Raw genomic sequence first — 16,968 nt, 5'->3', positions numbered from 1 at the left:
CATCACCCCCTAGACACATAAAATACATTTTTTGAACCGACAACAGCAGTGAAGCCAATAAGGTCAACCCCCAAAACAAAGTCTTACCCTGCCGAAACTGTAAGAACCACAATGCTAAATGGAGGGCTCCTATGATAAAAAAGCATAAACTATCCTTTGAACACGGATAACTTCGTCTCTTTTTAATACCTCTACTCGGGGCGACAGCGAAAGATGAATACACTGTCGGGACAAATTGAACAACTACTCCACATTATAGAGGTCTCCATTATTTTGGCGGGCTTTGCAGCAATGGTCGCAACATTTCAATCACGCAAAGTAGAAAGCATCACCCGAGGACATGTTGTCTCACTTGCCATGATTGTCTACATCAGTTTATTTAGCGCTCTACTCGCTGCTTTTTCGCTTTCCTTATTAAATTTTCACATTGAAGCCGGATATGTCTGGTCAACCAGCAGCAGCCTGATGGGAGTAGCAACGACAGGATTTATTGTCTACCTCTGGAAGAAAAGGCACTTTAAATTTGTCTCTATCATTATGAGATTTACGTACTATGCGCTTTTTGGCATAGCCTCATTCGTAGTGATCATAAGCACCTTAAATGCCGCAGGTATATTCTTCGAAAGAGAGTTCGGTCCTTATTTCCTATCATATATTTGCAATCTGTTTTTTGTGGGCTTTGCTTTTGCCAGACTCCTAATGCGCCCCCTCTGGAAGTCCGTTGACATTAAAGAAAAAAATCGTACACAAACAGAAAGAGGAAAGGCTCGCCGATAGCCCCCTTACAACCCAAAACCGCATCTCAAGCTATTCATCCAAACCAATGGTCAGTACATACTGACCTTATCTAGTACAGCATTTGTTTAGTACATTGAAACAGATTGCTCGTAACACCCCCTCTATAGACGGAAATGAACAACCAGCAAAAGCACTCGAAATTCTGTCTATGCCCCTTTACATATGGTATGTTTGCAATATTACAGTTCAGTTGTTGGGCCATTGTAATGCCCCACAACTGCTTGACCTAACATCATTCAGCACTCTAGAGGGCGAACAGCTTATTGAGAAACCAATAATTGAAGTGAGACTTCTCGCCGCTGAGATTGCACTTTCATCCTCTAAAAGTATCACCGGTATTTGTGTACCCACATATCGACAATTCTCAACTACCCGTATCGAGCATAGCTATAAATTTAAACAGACTCCTACACAAATCATCACCGACCGCTGCACAATGATTTACTCGCAACACAAACCAGTATTCAATACCTATAGAAACTTCAAATAATGTAAATTTTTGCGTTACCACCAAATGCAAAACATAAGCCAGAAAACAACTCATGCAAGGATAAAGCTCCCTGCACAACAATCAAACTGAACACACATGCAATAAAAATTATGAAAATAGCAATTTTATCAAGAAATCCAAAACTGTATTCTACCCGCCGCCTTGTTGAAGCAGCCATTGAACGCGGCCATGAAGCACGCGTAATTGACCATGTCCGCTGCTTTATGGACATGGGAACCGAAAATCCCTCTATTCATTATAAAAATGAAGAATTTATACCTGGTGATTTTGACGCAGTGATTCCGCGTATCGGTTCATCAGTTACCTTCTATGGCACTTCAGTAGTTCGGCAGTTCGAAATGATGGGAACTTATTGTGTCAATGAGTCTGTTGCTATTTCCCGCTCTCGGGACAAACTCCGCTCTATCCAGCTGCTATCACGCAAGGGGGTAGGTATTCCAGTTACCGCCTTCGCCAACTCACCTGACGATATAGAGGGCTTAATCAGAGAGGTGGGAGGCGCCCCCCTAGTAATTAAAGTATTAGAGGGTACTCAAGGGATCGGTGTGGTGCTCGCCGAAACAAAGAAAGCGGCAGAGAGTGTTATCCAAGCCTTTATGGGGGTAAAAAGTAATATTCTTATTCAAGAATTTATTAAAGAGGCCGGGGGCAGCGATATTCGCTGTTTTGTGGTTGGCGGTAAAGTAATTGCGGCGATGCAGCGAACAGCCCCAGAAGGCGAATTTAGATCCAATCTGCATCGCGGCGGAACGGCCAAACTGGTCAAGCTATCCCCCTCGGAAAGAGCGTGTGCTGTAAAGGCTGCAAGCATTATGGGACTCAATGTCTGTGGTGTTGACCTTCTCCGCTCCAGTCGAGGACCACTCATTATGGAAGTTAACTCCTCACCCGGCTTAAAGGGCATAGAAGAGTCAACCAGTAAAAATGTTGCGGGAATGATTATAGAGTTTATTGAGAACAATGCTAAACCCAACAAAACAAGAACTCGAGGGAAAGGTTAACCCTCTTCGGCTCTTAACAGCACTACGTTTATGGTCGCCTTAGCGGCCATAAACGCCCCAGATGTGCCGTAGAACCCGGCAGTCTTATATTTATCGGAGCTGGTTATTTAATGGCAAAATCTAAGCCCAAAAACAGGGTCTTAATGTAATTTACATACAAAAATATGCCCCAAATTTAACTGGGGCATATCTAGAAATATTGTAAAAGAAAACAATACCTAGCCGTTTACCAAGGCTGCTCCTCACCCAGGTGAACAAACTGTCCGGTGGGGCCATCATTTTCAATCAAAGCAAGGTCCACAACCGTTTTCGCCCCTTCAGTCACATCCATAGGCGCAGCACTGGTCCCCAAATCGGTTTTCACCCACCCTGGGTGCGCACTGTTTACCTTAACTCCAGTGCCGGCGAGGCTTTGGCTCAAGGAAACAGTAAACATATTTAGCGCAGCTTTTGAAGCATTATACGCGAAAGGCTTTACCGCACTCCAACCGGATTCCTGGTCGGCATTTACCGCCAATGAGCCCAGGATACTGCTTACATTCACAATACGACCAGCGTTACTCTTTTTTAACAAAGGCAGCAGTTCTTGTGTAAGTCCGACCTGGGAAAACAAGTTGATACCGAAGGTGGTTTGCAGGTCTTCTTGTGAGACAGTCTCACTATTGTTCTGCCCCCACTCACCCTCCACTATAACGCCGGCGTTGTTTACTAGAATATCCAGTCGACCATATTGTTCGGCGATCTTTTGAGCTGCCCGCGCACGATCCTCTGCTTTGGTGACATCCAATTCAATGATATCAATAGGCGCAACCTTGCCGCTCCAGTTAGCTCTTACTGCCTCCAGCTTGACCCTGTCCCGACCAGAGAGGATTACTTTGACACCTTGGTCAGAAAGCTGTTTGGCCGCCTCTAAACCAATACCTCTATTTGAACCAGTTACCAGTGCAATTCGATCGTTCGACATGATAAATCTCCTGTGAGTCGGGTTGTTTCGAATACAGGAGCATTTTATTATTATCAGCAATGTGAACAATTGTGGCCCAGGAAAATGAATGTTCGTGATTTGGAAACAATAAGCTTTAGAACCTTATCCGTATTCGTACACGTATGTAGGACCTTGAACCTATCCCTGGTGGCAGATCAGCTAGAACTTCCCAAGTCGACAGTCAGTAAAGAGGTTTCAAGGTTGGAATCCCACTTGAAGGCCAAATTACTAGACCGCACTACCCGTCGTGTTGCACTCACAGAGGTCGGGGCTATTGCCTATGAACGGGCCCTGCATCTGGTGGAAGACTTTAAAACAATGCAAAACGACGTGCTGGTAATGGATCAGCAGGTCCAGGGATTACTCCGGATTTCAGCCCCCCCAGCCCTGGGTGAATTTCTTTCCAAGAAGGTTATGCCCGCCTTTCTTAAACGCTGGCCCAAAATTACCATCTCTTTAAATCTCACCTACGACTTTGAAGATCTCTTCTCCCAAGGTATTGATCTCGCCTTTCGGGTTGGCGACATCCACGATGAGCGTTTGATTTCCCGAAAACTTGGCAGCTCCACACGAATACTGGTAGCCAGCGTTGAATATCTCACCACCCATGGAACACCCAAGTTACCTGAGGAGCTGGTAAGCCATAACTGCCTTAGATTCCAGTTCAACCCAGGAGATACCGAATGGACGCTCACCTCTGACCAATCGACTATAAACATTCCAGTTAATGGAAATTTCTTTTGCGCCAATGTTTCAGCTTTAAAAAATGCAGCGGTCAATGGGGTGGGAATTGCCCAGCTACCCATCAATAATATTATGGAGGAGCTGGATAAAGGTTTACTAATTAATATTCTTCCAAACTGGCATGTTCCACCAATGGACATTCATGCCGTTTACCGCACAGGACTGAACAAACCCAAAAAATTGGCTGCGCTACTTGACTTCCTCAAAGAGGAAAAGAATCTGTTTAAGTGGAGTATTTAGCAATATGGGCAACCAAGCTGAGATGACCAGATAAGCCCCACCAATTCACTTTAAAACAAAAAACTTAACTTGAATCGGACAAAATCTGGCTAGAGGCCTCTATCTTCCTTATTTTCACTATAGATGGAAAACCTGTTACCATCCCTCTTACTGTAGATTTAGTGACGGCAAATAAAGAATTGTTGTTTTTAAGGCTCCTTACCAACTCTGGCAAATGCACTCCCTTCTGACACAAAGCCTGTATTGCTGAGTAAGTCCCATGGGACCAAATACCAAAAACCAAGCATATACAGCTACCCTTATGGTAAGGATTTTCCGTGAAAAATATAAACCCATAATCTTCAGTAATTGAGCCCCTCAATGTATTCGACTGATAAAAACTATCATCAACCTCATCAACAGCAAAGCGACCCAGAAAATCCACCTTAAACTTTGAGTCAATTTTCCTGGTAAGCAACAAATCACGACTCACAACATTTATGGCCGGACCCCCAACACATATAAAGGTCTTATGATCGCCGACAAAATTTCGGGAATCATGGAAGATAACCTTTCTTTTGGGATATACTTTTTCAACCCTGTCTTTTAAAAGCTGCATACCAAGAGATTCATCATAGGGCATAAACAACACATTATCAGGGATTTGACTTTGAGTACTAGTAATTTCAGAAAAGAGTGTTTTCTGCTTAATTAAAGGAAGCACCACATGAATTTCAGAATCAGAATCTCCAAAAAATTTATCCCACAAATCTTTATAGGCTTTTGCATCGAATTTTTTCTTAAAAATCGCTGCAGAACCAATAAAACTTGCGGTAAGAAGAGCCTCCACAAATGGAGCAGAAAGAAAATCCAGAAAAAAATCGGTTAACGCCAACTCCACCGGCCCCTCCTCACTCAAACTGTTAGATGTCGTAAAAAATCTTACACAACACCACCCTTCACGATAGAAAAAAACCTACAGATTCGCCTTTTGGTAAGCCGCCCAAATTCAAACTAAAAATATTGTAGACAACTTATAAAAATTAAATGTCACCCATCTGTGAGAGTGCGCCTTCCAGGCACCTAAATACACTAATGCAGAGGTTTTATTAAAAAAACCTCAAACACTTATAAAAACCATTAAATTCAATTGATTCAGTGTTCCCAACTTGCCCATAAAGACCGTAAGTCGGAACACCATTTTGTGGAATGGCTTTTACTGCATAAATATGAACTATTACACCTCTACAGAAACTCTCTTTAACTGATTCGCTTCCGGCAGGGCCCACACAATGGCCTTTTCACCGCGCTGCTGCAACCAATGGTTAACTTGCGAGAAAGGTTTGGTGCCAAAAAAACCGCGGTGGGCAGAGAGGGGCGATGGATGCGGTGCGCGTAGTACTAGGTGCTTCTTGCGGTCGATAAAACCGCCTTTCTTCTGTGCGTAGCTGCCCCACAGGACAAACACTAAGCCTTCGCGCTGTTCCGCCAACTTGTGGATCGCGGCATCGGTAAACTGCTCCCAACCACGACCCTGGTGAGCACCGGCCTTGCTGTCCTCCACCGTGAGGGTAGCATTCAACAATAAAACACCCTGCTCAGCCCAAGGCTGCAGGCAGCCGTGATGAGCAGGGGGTATTCCCATATCAGAGTGTAATTCTTTATAAATATTCTGCAGGGATGGTGGAATACGCACACCGGGCATAACAGAAAAACACAAGCCGTGTGCCTGCCCTACGCCATGGTAGGGGTCCTGCCCCAAAATAACCACTTTTACCTGATCAAAAGGCGTGGAATTAAAAGCATTGAAAACCTGACCACCGGCGGGGTAGATTTTTTTTCCGGCTTGCTTTTCTCCACGTAAAAAATTGCGTAGCTCTGCCATATAGGGCTGTTCAAATTCTTCGCCTAATACATCGTACCAGGAAGGGTGAATCTTGATTTTATCCGGAACCGGCATTATTTAACCTTCAATATCTTTTTAACGTGTTTCTGCAATTCGGGCACTACCTCTTTTTCAAACCAGGGCCTACGGCGCAACCATAAGGAATTCCGTGGGCTGGGGTGCGGTAAGGGGAAATACCTCGCTGGAAGAGCATCGCGGTAATGACGAATATTCTCGGTAATATTACCATACCAGTGCGGCAGGTAATGGCGCTGCGCATATTGTCCCACCAAAAGGGTGAGTTGCAAATTGGGTAGCTGCTGCAACAAGCGATTATGCCAAGTAGAGACACACTCGGGCCGCGGTGGCAAGTCACCTCCTTTACCCCTACCGGGATAACAAAACCCCATGGGAATAATGGCAATTCGCGACTCATCGTAAAAAGTATCGCGGCCTATCGAAAGCCATTTACGCAAGCGGTCACCGGACGGATCGTTCCAGGGGATATTCGTGGTATGAACCTTGGTGCCTGGCGCCTGACCAACAATCAATATACGAGCCGATGCTGCTGCACGCAGTACCGGATTGGGTCCCAGCGGTAAATGATCCTCACATAGTCGGCAAGCACGTATTTCTTCCAACAGTACTGGTAACTTCTCGGCTGCCACCTAATCTACTCCCTCCGGAAAAGCCAGGTGTAACAGGAGCGCACGGCGGTCTTGGGGATCGTGAATACGGCTAATATTATCATTATCAAATACAATAAAAATGCCCAGATCGCCCACCGCCAAACCATCGCCTTTTCCCCCAGTACGAGAAACTTCGTAGCCAAGTTCAGAGGAATTTTCATGCTCCCAATAATCCAGGCACCACTTCGCTTTCAAGCTTGGTAACACCCTCCGACACACAGCGTGCCCATTCGGCTCCAAGGTAAACAAAGCACCGTTATAGTAATCGAGGCCCGCTAAATTTTCAGGTTGCCCACGAAAATTCAGTCCTGCAACTGGCGGCGGCGTGAAAATTTGTACCCCCCCCTTGGCGTCAAGCTTTACCAACGCGCGGGGATCTCGCTCTAGTACCATCCAAAAATTATCTCCAACTTTCTGCAAACCCACACCTGAGAGGTTGTACCCTTGCATATAACCCTGGGCTTTAGCTTTAGCCGACCACATATTTTCCAGCCAATGCCCCCTCCCCTGAATATCTACTTCGGCAATACGGTTATAGCGTTCGCTCAACAGGTAAAAGGTATTACCTGCACAGCTGATTGCTTCAAAGTCCATCGCCACTGCTGGCCGAGTAAGGTCCAGCAGAAAATACCATAAATTTCTTGGCCTATCTTTCTTTGGAACACTCAACCCAGATAGAGTTAAATACGTCTCAAGTCTGGCGTGCGTACCCTTTAATACAATCTGGTAAATTTCCTGAGATTTTTTGTCTGAAACAGTAAGAAGCTTACCGTTGCAAAAACTTAACCCGGAGAGACTTAATCCCGCACTGGCATCCACCCAGTAATGATTTAACTTTTGGGCAGGAATAATTTCTGCTGCTACCCCTAGCTGTGACAGCAACACACTAACCACACCGAATAAGAGACGTTTAATCACAGTAATTCCAATTAATATTTACCAGCTGCTAAGACAAGTCGTATTTACCAGATATCATGGCGGCTTCTACCAAAATACGCCGGGAAAATTATCTGGTAATTTGCCTAGGCGACTATCTAATCAATCAAAATGATATATCACCTTACTGACATACAGGATGAACAGAAGTACAAACTGTAGCGCAGCAAGCGTGAACACGAGTAATGGCACAAACACACCGGAGAAACTAGAAAGTTGCCACGACTTCCAGAGGGATAGGGCACTGAGAATGATGCAAATACAACCAGCAGCCATCAAGTAATATAGATCTAAATTTTGCCAGATAGACGCAATAGCACCGTACTTATGTGTTCCCACAGCCCAAATCGGCATCGCTGACGCCACGACACCAATACTAAGGGCTGTACTTAAAACCCCGTAATAAACGAATTTCATCTATTGATCCAGGTAAGTTTAAGCGTCTAACGGGAGTTTTTAATCATACTGCAGCAGGCGTTTACTGACTCACTTAAGCGCAGAAAGCCGTAGCCTGAACACCCTCTTAGTGCCCACAGCTATGGCAATACTCACTAGAACTAATGATGAACATCAGGGAAGGTCAGGTGCAGCAACAAGGCTCGCTTGTCCTGCGGTACTTGAGCACGCCCCACATTGTTATTATCCAAAACAACGAAGATACCCTGAGGATTGACCGCCAAGCCCTCCCCCTTACCGTAGCGGGTTTCTTCATAAATCCGCTCAGGTGACTCCTCCAGTGCGCGGTAATCCACACACCACTGAGCCTCTAAACTCGGGAGCTCCCTGCGGCATACTGCGTGGGCGTTGCGCTCCAGGGTAAATAGCGCCCCGTCATAATAGTCGAGACCCGCCAGGTCCTCAGAGCGCCCATAAAATCCAAGACCAGCAACTGATGGCAGAGAAAATACACTAACCTCGCCTTTGGTATTGAGCTGTAAAAGGCCGCGGGGCTCACGCTCCATGGCCACCCAAAAGGCTCCTGCGGCCCTGACCAGCCCCTCACTGGAGGCATTGGGCTTTTGCAGGTAACCTTCCGCCTTGGCTATAGGGGACCAGATATGCTCCTGCCAACTTGCCTTGCCTTGACCATCCACATTGGCAATGCGATTGTAATGTTCACTGACAAGGTGGATGGCGTCTCCAGTACAGCTGATTCCTTCAAAGTCCAGCTGATCCGCAGGACGAAAAAGCTCCATGAAGGCAACCCAGAGACTTCCCACCTGCTCCTTACTGGGAGTTTCCAAATCTGTGAGAAGCCGATGGGTACGCAGCTCGGCGCGCTTGCCATCCAGTGCCAGCGAGTAAATCTCCCCAGAGTTCTTATCGGAAACAGCCAGTAACTTACCGTCACAAAAGCTGAGGCCGGAAATATCCAGGCCCTCACTGTTATCCACCCAGTAGCTGGCTTGCAGCTTTGCGGGGATGATTTCCGCTGCCACAGCCAGAGGCGCGAGCAATATAGAAGCAACACTGAGGAGGAAACGTTTAATCACTGTGCCGCCAGTTAATCACGGAAGTTGTTAAATTGCAGGGGCTGTTCCAGCTCCTTACTTCGGAGCAGCGCGATGACCTGTTGCAGATCATCGCGCTTCTTACCAGTAACCCGCACCTGCTCGCCCTGAACAGCGGCTTGTACCTTGAGCTTTTCATCTTTAATCAGCTTAACGATTTTTTTTGACAATTCTTTGTCCAGGCCATTTTTCAGGGTCACACCCACTTTCACCTGTTTGCCGGATTGCTCTTTTTCGCCCACCTCCATCGCCAGTGGGTCGATATCACATTTGATCAGCGCGCCGCGCAGCATATCCACTATTTGGTCTACCTGCATATCCACCTCTGCGCGCACCACCAGGGAAAAGTCGCTCATCTCCACTTCCGCATCCACGCCCTTAAAGTCGAAACGGTTGGTAACAGTGCGGTTTACCTGATCTACAGCATTGGTCAGTTGGTGTTTGTCTACTTCGGATACAATGTCAAATGAAGGCATTAATTTCTCTGCTCCTATTTCCAGATTTGCGGAGTTATCTCCGTATTGTGATGGCTATCGGCTAGCCAGATATGGCCATCTTGAATGGTGATACTGAGATCCATATTGCGCTCGGCCATCAGCGCTAACGGCTCTGTGGTATCGGCGTCGAGATGATAAACCTTAAGGTTTTCAAATCGTACAAGCTGACTGTCGAGCTTTTGCCACCAAACTGGCGCAGCTCGCCGCCCGTAACTGTATACCAAAACCTGTCCAGCGCGACCGCAGGCCTTGCGCAATCGCTCCTCGGTGGGCAACCCAACCTCAATCCAGAGGTCGATTTCACCAGTAAGGCTCTTCTGCCACAGATCGGCCTCCTCGTCAGAGGAGAGTCCGCGGGTAAACTCCAGGGAGTCTGCGGCATTGTGCGCAAAGGCCAGTAAACGCACCATCATACGCTCGTCCGTTTCCGACGGGTGGCGCGCCAAAGTGAGCTGGTGCTCGGCATAATAGTCGCGATCCATATCGGCTATTTGTATTTTGGCTTTGAAAATTGTTGCTTTTAATGCCATTTCGGCTCCATCTCTACACCACCTTCAGCACTGTAACTAAGGCGGACTATTCTTGGTTGGTTCACGGGAGAATAAGGATATTCCGCATGACCTCAGCTACTGGCAGCAGCCCGTTCATCTGGCGCTGCACTCTACTCTGCCTGCTGACGGGTTTCCTGAGTGGCTGCGGCATCAATAATATTCCCACCTATGACGAACAGGTGAAAGCGACCTGGGCCCAAGTAGAAAACCAGTATCAGCGTCGCACAGATCTGGTACCAAATCTGGTAAAGACCGTTCAAGCCTATGCTGGGCATGAGCGCGAGACTCTACAAGCGGTTACCGAGGCTCGGGCCAAAGCGAGCTCCCTACAGCTAGACGGCAACCTCCTCAATGATCCGGCCAAGCTCCAGCAGTTCGAAGCCGCCCAGGCCCAGCTCTCCAGCGCCCTATCACGCCTGATGGTGGTTGTAGAGCGATACCCCGACCTCAAAGCCAGCCAGAACTTCCTCAGCCTGCAGTCGCAACTGGAGGGCACCGAAAACCGGATCAGTGTCGCGCGCCGGGATTATATCCAGGCAGTGCAGCGCTACAACCGGGAGATTCGTACTTTTCCCGGACGCATCTGGCATGCACTCCTCTATAGGGGTATGCCGCTGCGGGAAACTTTTCAGGCCACCAGCGAGGGAGCAGAACAGGCTCCAGAAGTAGACTTTCAATAGGCAGGTGCTGATAACCCTATGATACGCCTCGCCAAGACTATATTTGCCCTAATGACCCCGCTACTGGCCGTGGTGTTGTGGGCCGAGGTCCAGCTCCCCCCCCTCTCCGGACGAGTCGTGGACAGGGCCGAGCTTCTGACCGCCGAAGAACGGTATAAGCTCACCGAACGAATCCAGCAATACGAGTCCGAGAGCAGTAATCAGCTGGTCGTCGCCATCCTGCCCGATCTTCAAGGTATCACGATTGAGGAATATGCTAATCAGCTGGCACGCGAGTGGAAGCTGGGGCGCAAGAAAAAAAATAATGGCGTACTGTTCTTAATTGCTCCCGGGGAACGCAAAGTTCGCATTGAGGTGGGCTACGGCCTAGAAGGTGTCCTTACTGATGCCCTATCTGCCAATATTATCCAAACCAAGGTACTGCCAGAATTTCAAAGCGGCAACTTTGCCGGTGGTATTAACGCTGGAGTAGGCTCCATTATTGCCGCCACTAAGAATGAGTATGTAACCGAGCCAGTGGAAACCAAAGAAGGTCGGCGCCTAGTCTTTCTGATTGGTCTATTCCTGGCTCTGATTATGCTGCACTTATTCGGGACTTCCGTTCTCAGCTCCCCAGTACACGGACGCAACTACAAACGTGGCCGCTTTGGCGGCTACTATGGTAGCGGCGGCTTCGGTGGTGGACTGCCGGGTGGAAGTTCTTCCGGAGGGGGCGGATTTAGCGGTGGGGGTGGAGGGTTTGGCGGAGGGGGCGCATCGGGAGGATGGTAATGCTCAACAATAGTTATCAACGCCAGGTGGCCGAAGCCATCAAGGAAGTGGAATCCCATACCGATGCGGAGCTTGTGGCGATTGTCGCACGGGAAGCCGACAACTACCTGTACATCTCCACTCTTTGGGCCGCCTTTTTCACCCTACTGCTCTCACCACTCATTGAATTTCTCCCCTGGTGGATCAACTTTCAGCAGGCCTTCCTTCTGCAATGGATACTCTTTATCGCCTTGGCGCTACTTTTCCGCTGGCGCCCGATTACCATGCGGCTGGTGCCCAAAAAAATCAAATATTGGCGTGCCGCAAATCTCGCCCGCCGGCAATTTCTAGAACAGGAGTTACACAGCACCCAAGATCGCCTAGGCTTACTAATTTTTGTCTGTGAAGCCGAGCACTATGTAGAAATTCTTGCGGACCGTGGCCTTGCCCAGCAGGTTACCAATGATCATTGGCAGGTAATCATTGAGGCATTTATCCACGAAATTAAACGTGGCAAAGCGGGAGAGGCCCTACTCCAGTGTATTGCGCAATGCGGAGATTTATTAAAAGAGGCCGCCCCCAGCAGCTCAGTGAAAGATGAACTACCCAACCACCTGATTCTGATCGACTAAAGCACCGGATAATCACCTTACCGACAAGTAGGATTTTAACGTCACAATTCGCGTATGTCGTCGCAAGAATAGGACTTTCGACTAAGCTTCAGTAATTTCCATACTACTTCCTTTTCATTTTTCCGGATGACATTCACAGCATTCATTAAAAATCAATGAATATTGCTACTTTCAACATATCTTATTTTGAGTACAGACCCTGGGAGAAGCAGTGGGAATACCCGATGACCAGTAATTTTTTATAAGTAAGAAAAGATATAGCTAATGGGAAAGCGCTTAACTTTATTATGGCTATTGATCACTCTCCTGGCATCCTCATATATCCGTGCTGATTTTATCAGCCTGAGCGGAGCGGAAACAGCCCCCAATATCGCTGAAGTAGAAATACTAAGTCACAGCTTGCGAGTTACCCTTGAAATTTCCGCTGCCGATGCCGATGCATTCTGGCCAGGAATCACTCCATCAGAAAGCATCTATGAAATAGCCAGATTCGCACAAACCCATAAAGAAATCGCCTTTGAAGTGCACTCACCAAAGGGGAGAATAATACCCAGTAATACTTCAGTAAGAATTGCACAGAGAAAACCGAGATACTCCCCCTTCGCCGGAAAGGTAGATCCCAGGACCGGACTGCATCTGCCGGAGTTACCTTCTGATAAAACTATCCTACTGGCCACTCTCGAATTTCCTATTCAAGAGCTCAAAAACCTGAAATTACACCCACCTCTAGATAACGACGGCATAGCCTCTGCCACTATCGGATTCACCAGCCAGCATGGGCGCACGCCTGTCAGTGGATTCCACTATTTATCACGAATCGAATCACTCAAAATCGATAGGGAAGATCCTTGGAACACCCGATTCGAAAACCAAGATATTAACCCTCACAACCGCTACCCCCTCAGATCTTTCCTCTATGTGGAGCCTCGTCAAGTACGCCATGAAATCCTTTTGCGCCCCAGGGACTTACTGCAATGGACCGCACAGCCCTTTGACGCATGGCAGACCCTCACCCGAGAAAAAAGAGCCTTTTTACAGCGTACAACTGAGGGATTCTTACAGAATAAAAACCCCACTACCATAGACCAGGAGTTATCTATTCCGATCAGCACTGAAATATTATTCCTCAAAGCCAACAATATCGGATTCACCACTGTAAAGAATGACGAGCAGATCGAAATTGGCTCACTGTTGATTGGTTACCGAGAAAAATTCTCCATCAAGGAATTACCACAGAGTGTTACCGTTGATTGGAAGCTATTTACCGAAACCATCAATTCCGTACCCACCCTGATTCAGGATCCTGCCGGGCCCTTCCCCACCCATGTTGTGCCTGACTTCCCCGATATCCAATGGCGTAATTACCTCTACGACTACCGCGCGCCCAACAGCGATCCGGTTCCCGTTAAGACCCCTAACGCCGTAATTCCGATGGCAGTACTCTTTTCGTTCTGTTTTGCAGTTTTCTTTATTCTGACTCTCCGCAGTAAAAAAATGGAGACCAAAAATAAACATCCCATCCTCTTTTACAGCGTTGTCATTATTTGTGCCGTACCTATCTACTATGCCCTACCTGGGGAGCTGCGAATTCCCCTGCCGGGAACCATCAATACAAAGGCACTCGAAGAAATTACCGAAACACTTTTGATCAGGCTCTCCGCCGCCTATGAAGAGCCAGAAAATGAAGAGCTTAAGTTACAGCTAGCCAACCTAGTGAGCCGAGATAATTTTGATAAAACTCTCTCCAACCTGTCACAGGTTTATCAACCACAAACTAGCACCGGCAACCAGGGCTCGGTGAAGTCTATCGGTGATCTGGAAGTTGAATACGCCGATCAAACATTCGAAAATGGCAGTAAAACTTTCCGAATTATCGGTAAATGGCGTTCAATTACTGAAGACTACAGTTGGGGACATATGGAACAGCTACCACGTGAGACGCGTGCAAGCATCGAAATTACCCAGTCGGATAATTACTGGAAGATATCTGCATTTACACCGCTATCCATACGATAAGGCTAAGAGTAAACAGAGTAGGAAAGTGCCATGAGAAATCTTCGATTTTATGTCTTTCAGTTTCTTTCACTCACCCTGGTTCTTTGCATGAGTGCACAACCCCAAAGCGCTGAGGCCCACCTTCTACTCAACCCGAACGTAATAACCCCGCATATTGAGCATAGGACCAGCAGAATCAACCTTTCGATGAGACTGCCTTATGCAGCAAGCACCTCGCTAGAAGAATATCGGCTCTCCAGCGCACGATATTCTGCCCCCCACAATCAGGAAAAGACAAAAAATTTAACCCTCAACTACAGACCAGGGAAAATGAGAGTTATTCACTCAAAGGGCCTAGTGCAAAAATCAGCCCTGATCAGCTATACCAACCTAGACACCATACAGACCTTCCTCAGGAAAGGTATAGTGCATATCATTGGGGGACTAGATCATGTACTTTTTGTACTCTGCCTAAGTCTTGGCGCCTTGACCCTACCCTTACTTTTATGGCGTATCACCGGATTTGCCATTGGTCACAGCATTACCCTTTCTGCTGGAATTTTTGGCTTTATCCCTGTCGCCGTCTGGTTTATCCCCCTGGTTGAAACCGGGATAGCCCTCTCCATTATCTACATGGCCTGGCTTTCCCTGAGGATAAAACCCACCGGAAAAACATCTAATGAACACACAATATTTTTCACCACCTGTCTATTGGGGCTTTTGCATGGACTGGGGTTTTCGTTTGTTTTGCAAGAAATACTCAAGTTAGATTCACCCAATCTCTGGCAAAGCCTACTGGCTTTTAATCTCGGTGTAGAAGTCGGACAAATATTTATTATTCTTGCAATCTGGTCTCTCTTTTACTTGGCTAGGCACTGGCAAAAAAACTGGGAGGCTCAACTACGCTACTCGATTGCAACCATTTGCGTTGCAATAGCCGTAATCTGGGCTTTTGAGCGCGGAGCTGGGGTTATAACTGTAATACAGCAGAAAGGTCTATCAGACTCTACTCTAGCAATAAATACTAGAGGTGAAAACAGGTTTTGACAACTTGGCTTTTCCTTAGATTTCAAAACAACTGTATTATCGATTAGCAACGCGAACTTTAAACTTTTTATACATTAAACATTGTAAATCTCTCCAACTGCTTATACCCCCTTACGATCTATTAGTATAAAATTTATGCCCCCTCAAACCCCCCAGAAAATTACCAATTCCTCTATTGAGCAGTTACAAAATAATATCCGAAACCTCATCTTTAATTTTTACACGAAGGCCTTTTTATGTCTTGCAAAAACCTCTCGATATTGATTAATTAGCCAACCATCCCAATATTTTTGGTCATAAAAATTATAAATTTGTTTCTTCCCGAAATTACCGAGGTCTGCAAGCCTTACATCATCATATATAATAGAATTTATATCCTTAAACAATTGGCCTGCAGTATATTCCTTTTCACCTACACCACCAAAGTTTGAATAGGAACCCTTATACCAATTATCTTCATCTATAAGACCGATATATCCCTTTGAACCAATCGCAATTACAGGTCTACTACAACCCAGGCAATCAAGAGCACTCCTTCCTGGGGCTACTACCAGATCGGCTGACTGGTAAAGTGTATTGAGATCATCTTCTGACTGCCAACCCAGAAACTGTATACATTTTCTACCAACTCTTTCATTTAACTCATTTGCAGCCAATTCCAGCTGAGCTTTCGCAGGTCCATCACCCGCAACCAACCATTGCCAAGAATCTAATTTTCTCTTAGCTTGGTTTTTCCACGAATTCATTACACACCTAAGGATAAATTTTTTATCCGGCCCCATACGACATGCAAATACAATTATTCGATCACTCTCGCTTATCGAACCCTGAAAAGAACTTCTTATTGTCTTTACTCTGTCCGACCGCTTACTAGCTCCACCATGGAAAACCTCATGATTTACAGCATTTGGGTAAATCAATATCTTATGAAGATCTCTAACTCCCTCCTTAACCAGATGATCCCTTACACCAGGACTAACACAGTAGATACGACCATAATCCTCACACCCCTCCTCTAAGGAGTCAGTATATTTTCCATGAATTGTAATCATAATTGGTATATTTAATATTTTGGCGATACCTTGCCCCACCTCCCTTGAAGCAAATGGATGCGCATGAACAATATCAAACTTATGGGATTGGGCTACGTAAGCAGCTGATGCGGATAGGTCTTTAAAATCGTCTTCAATAACATGGAAACCACCGTCACGGCATTGCTGCGCGAAAGGTCCAGGTTTACACAATATAGTGCAGTGCCAACCCTCCTGAGTTATTGCCCTAGCCTGAGCATATACATGTGAGTGAAGCCCGCCAAGCGGTGCCTTGAAGAAAACAGGGACAAGAATACGCATAATCACTCCTATTATTTAATTTAAGATCAAAGCCCATATCTTTACCCCCCCACTACCGCTCAGATGGCCTCCCCTAGCACAACACCACTTTTATGAGCACTTCTTGCCACTATTAACCCGGCGATCCTATAGTTCTATATAATATCCAAATGGATATTATTGATGCAAGAAAATTACCCGCTTCC

Annotated in this window: 18 protein-coding genes; 8 read left to right on the top strand and 10 right to left on the bottom strand. The window is 46.5% G+C overall.

Features of this window, described 5'->3' with window-relative positions; translation table 11 throughout:
• Nucleotides 1-213: 213 nt before the first annotated feature.
• Both Q1A69_RS14030 and rimK read left to right on the top strand, forming a co-directional pair.
• Nucleotides 214-777: a hypothetical protein gene (locus Q1A69_RS14030; RefSeq protein WP_299586507.1), complete on the top strand. Its 564-nt coding sequence runs from the start codon at nt 214-216 to the stop codon at nt 775-777.
• A gap of 621 nt (nt 778-1,398) precedes the next feature.
• Nucleotides 1,399-2,310, top strand: a complete 912-nt coding sequence (gene rimK / locus Q1A69_RS14025; RefSeq protein ID WP_299586502.1) for a 30S ribosomal protein S6--L-glutamate ligase — start codon at nt 1,399-1,401, stop codon at nt 2,308-2,310.
• Nucleotides 2,311-2,536: 226 nt separating this feature from the next.
• Here the strand turns inward: rimK and Q1A69_RS14020 are convergent, their stop codons facing one another.
• On the bottom strand, nt 2,537-3,274 hold the full coding sequence (locus tag Q1A69_RS14020; RefSeq protein ID WP_299586500.1) for an SDR family oxidoreductase: 738 nt from the start codon (nt 3,272-3,274) through the stop codon (nt 2,537-2,539).
• Nucleotides 3,275-3,358: 84 nt separating this feature from the next.
• Between Q1A69_RS14020 and Q1A69_RS14015 the strand changes: the two genes are divergently transcribed.
• Nucleotides 3,359-4,279, top strand: a complete 921-nt coding sequence (locus Q1A69_RS14015) for a LysR family transcriptional regulator (RefSeq protein ID WP_299586498.1) — start codon at nt 3,359-3,361, stop codon at nt 4,277-4,279.
• Nucleotides 4,280-4,343: 64 nt separating this feature from the next.
• Here the strand turns inward: Q1A69_RS14015 and Q1A69_RS14010 are convergent, their stop codons facing one another.
• The 8 genes from Q1A69_RS14010 to Q1A69_RS13975 all read right to left on the bottom strand — a co-directional run bounded on the left by Q1A69_RS14010 (nt 4,344) and on the right by Q1A69_RS13975 (nt 10,306).
• Nucleotides 4,344-5,159: a hypothetical protein gene (locus tag Q1A69_RS14010; RefSeq protein ID WP_299586496.1), complete on the bottom strand. Its 816-nt coding sequence runs from the start codon at nt 5,157-5,159 to the stop codon at nt 4,344-4,346.
• A 336-nt stretch (nt 5,160-5,495) separates the two neighbouring features.
• On the bottom strand, nt 5,496-6,218 hold the full coding sequence (gene ung / locus Q1A69_RS14005; RefSeq protein ID WP_299586494.1) for a uracil-DNA glycosylase: 723 nt from the start codon (nt 6,216-6,218) through the stop codon (nt 5,496-5,498).
• On the bottom strand, nt 6,218-6,811 hold the full coding sequence (locus tag Q1A69_RS14000; protein ID WP_299586491.1) for a uracil-DNA glycosylase family protein: 594 nt from the start codon (nt 6,809-6,811) through the stop codon (nt 6,218-6,220). The genes ung and Q1A69_RS14000 overlap by 1 nt, the downstream gene beginning before the upstream one ends.
• Entirely contained in the window at nt 6,812-7,717 is a 906-nt protein-coding gene (locus Q1A69_RS13995; protein WP_299586488.1) for a hypothetical protein, read from the bottom strand.
• Nucleotides 7,718-7,870: 153 nt separating this feature from the next.
• Nucleotides 7,871-8,185: a hypothetical protein gene (locus Q1A69_RS13990; protein WP_299586486.1), complete on the bottom strand. Its 315-nt coding sequence runs from the start codon at nt 8,183-8,185 to the stop codon at nt 7,871-7,873.
• A 140-nt stretch (nt 8,186-8,325) separates the two neighbouring features.
• Nucleotides 8,326-9,261, bottom strand: a complete 936-nt coding sequence (locus tag Q1A69_RS13985) for an esterase-like activity of phytase family protein (RefSeq protein WP_299586484.1) — start codon at nt 9,259-9,261, stop codon at nt 8,326-8,328.
• An 11-nt stretch (nt 9,262-9,272) separates the two neighbouring features.
• Nucleotides 9,273-9,755: a YajQ family cyclic di-GMP-binding protein gene (locus Q1A69_RS13980; RefSeq protein WP_299586482.1), complete on the bottom strand. Its 483-nt coding sequence runs from the start codon at nt 9,753-9,755 to the stop codon at nt 9,273-9,275.
• Between the two features lie 14 nt (nt 9,756-9,769).
• On the bottom strand, nt 9,770-10,306 hold the full coding sequence (locus tag Q1A69_RS13975; protein WP_299586480.1) for a YaeQ family protein: 537 nt from the start codon (nt 10,304-10,306) through the stop codon (nt 9,770-9,772).
• A gap of 86 nt (nt 10,307-10,392) precedes the next feature.
• Between Q1A69_RS13975 and Q1A69_RS13970 the strand changes: the two genes are divergently transcribed.
• The 5 genes from Q1A69_RS13970 (at nt 10,393) to Q1A69_RS13950 (ending at nt 15,431) form a co-directional block, all read left to right on the top strand.
• A complete protein-coding gene (locus Q1A69_RS13970; protein ID WP_299586477.1) occupies nt 10,393-11,007 on the top strand; it encodes a LemA family protein in 615 nt (204 codons plus the stop codon).
• Nucleotides 11,008-11,025: 18 nt separating this feature from the next.
• Nucleotides 11,026-11,778, top strand: a complete 753-nt coding sequence (locus tag Q1A69_RS13965; protein WP_299586474.1) for a TPM domain-containing protein — start codon at nt 11,026-11,028, stop codon at nt 11,776-11,778.
• On the top strand, nt 11,778-12,389 hold the full coding sequence (locus Q1A69_RS13960) for a hypothetical protein (RefSeq protein WP_299586471.1): 612 nt from the start codon (nt 11,778-11,780) through the stop codon (nt 12,387-12,389). The genes Q1A69_RS13965 and Q1A69_RS13960 overlap by 1 nt, the downstream gene beginning before the upstream one ends.
• 264 nt (nt 12,390-12,653) lie before the next feature.
• Nucleotides 12,654-14,405 carry a hypothetical protein gene (locus tag Q1A69_RS13955; RefSeq protein WP_299586469.1) on the top strand — a complete coding sequence of 584 codons (1,752 nt, stop codon included), beginning with the start codon at nt 12,654-12,656 and terminating at the stop codon, nt 14,403-14,405.
• Nucleotides 14,406-14,435: 30 nt separating this feature from the next.
• Nucleotides 14,436-15,431, top strand: coding sequence for a HupE/UreJ family protein (locus Q1A69_RS13950; RefSeq protein WP_299586467.1), 996 nt, complete (start codon nt 14,436-14,438; stop codon nt 15,429-15,431).
• 218 nt (nt 15,432-15,649) lie between these two features.
• Here Q1A69_RS13950 and Q1A69_RS13945 read toward each other — a convergent pair whose 3' ends face one another.
• Entirely contained in the window at nt 15,650-16,783 is a 1,134-nt protein-coding gene (locus Q1A69_RS13945; RefSeq protein ID WP_299586464.1) for a glycosyltransferase family 4 protein, read from the bottom strand.
• Between the last annotated feature and the right edge of the window lie 185 nt (nt 16,784-16,968).

The organism is uncultured Microbulbifer sp., from assembly GCF_947498635.1.
GTDB classification, from domain to species: Bacteria; Pseudomonadota; Gammaproteobacteria; order Pseudomonadales; family Cellvibrionaceae; genus Microbulbifer; species Microbulbifer echini.
Note: the sequence above shows the minus strand (reverse complement) of the source record. Positions and strands in the feature narration are given on the sequence as shown.

Bases quoted from the DNA above. Each gene is read 5' to 3' on its own strand.
- Q1A69_RS14030 (WP_299586507.1), top strand. From the start codon at position 214: ATGAATACACTGTCGGGACAAATTGAACAACTACTCCACATTATAGAG.
- rimK (WP_299586502.1), top strand. From the start codon at position 1,399: ATGAAAATAGCAATTTTATCAAGAAATCCAAAACTGTATTCTACCCGC.
- Q1A69_RS14020 (WP_299586500.1), bottom strand. From the start codon at position 3,274: ATGTCGAACGATCGAATTGCACTGGTAACTGGTTCAAATAGAGGTATT.
- Q1A69_RS14015 (WP_299586498.1), top strand. From the start codon at position 3,359: ATGAATGTTCGTGATTTGGAAACAATAAGCTTTAGAACCTTATCCGTA.
- ung (WP_299586494.1), bottom strand. From the start codon at position 6,218: ATGCCGGTTCCGGATAAAATCAAGATTCACCCTTCCTGGTACGATGTA.
- Q1A69_RS13990 (WP_299586486.1), bottom strand. From the start codon at position 8,185: ATGAAATTCGTTTATTACGGGGTTTTAAGTACAGCCCTTAGTATTGGT.
- Q1A69_RS13980 (WP_299586482.1), bottom strand. From the start codon at position 9,755: ATGCCTTCATTTGACATTGTATCCGAAGTAGACAAACACCAACTGACC.
- Q1A69_RS13975 (WP_299586480.1), bottom strand. From the start codon at position 10,306: ATGGCATTAAAAGCAACAATTTTCAAAGCCAAAATACAAATAGCCGAT.
- Q1A69_RS13970 (WP_299586477.1), top strand. From the start codon at position 10,393: ATGACCTCAGCTACTGGCAGCAGCCCGTTCATCTGGCGCTGCACTCTA.
- Q1A69_RS13965 (WP_299586474.1), top strand. From the start codon at position 11,026: ATGATACGCCTCGCCAAGACTATATTTGCCCTAATGACCCCGCTACTG.
- Q1A69_RS13960 (WP_299586471.1), top strand. From the start codon at position 11,778: ATGCTCAACAATAGTTATCAACGCCAGGTGGCCGAAGCCATCAAGGAA.
- Q1A69_RS13955 (WP_299586469.1), top strand. From the start codon at position 12,654: ATGGGAAAGCGCTTAACTTTATTATGGCTATTGATCACTCTCCTGGCA.
- Q1A69_RS13950 (WP_299586467.1), top strand. From the start codon at position 14,436: ATGAGAAATCTTCGATTTTATGTCTTTCAGTTTCTTTCACTCACCCTG.
- Q1A69_RS13945 (WP_299586464.1), bottom strand. From the start codon at position 16,783: ATGCGTATTCTTGTCCCTGTTTTCTTCAAGGCACCGCTTGGCGGGCTT.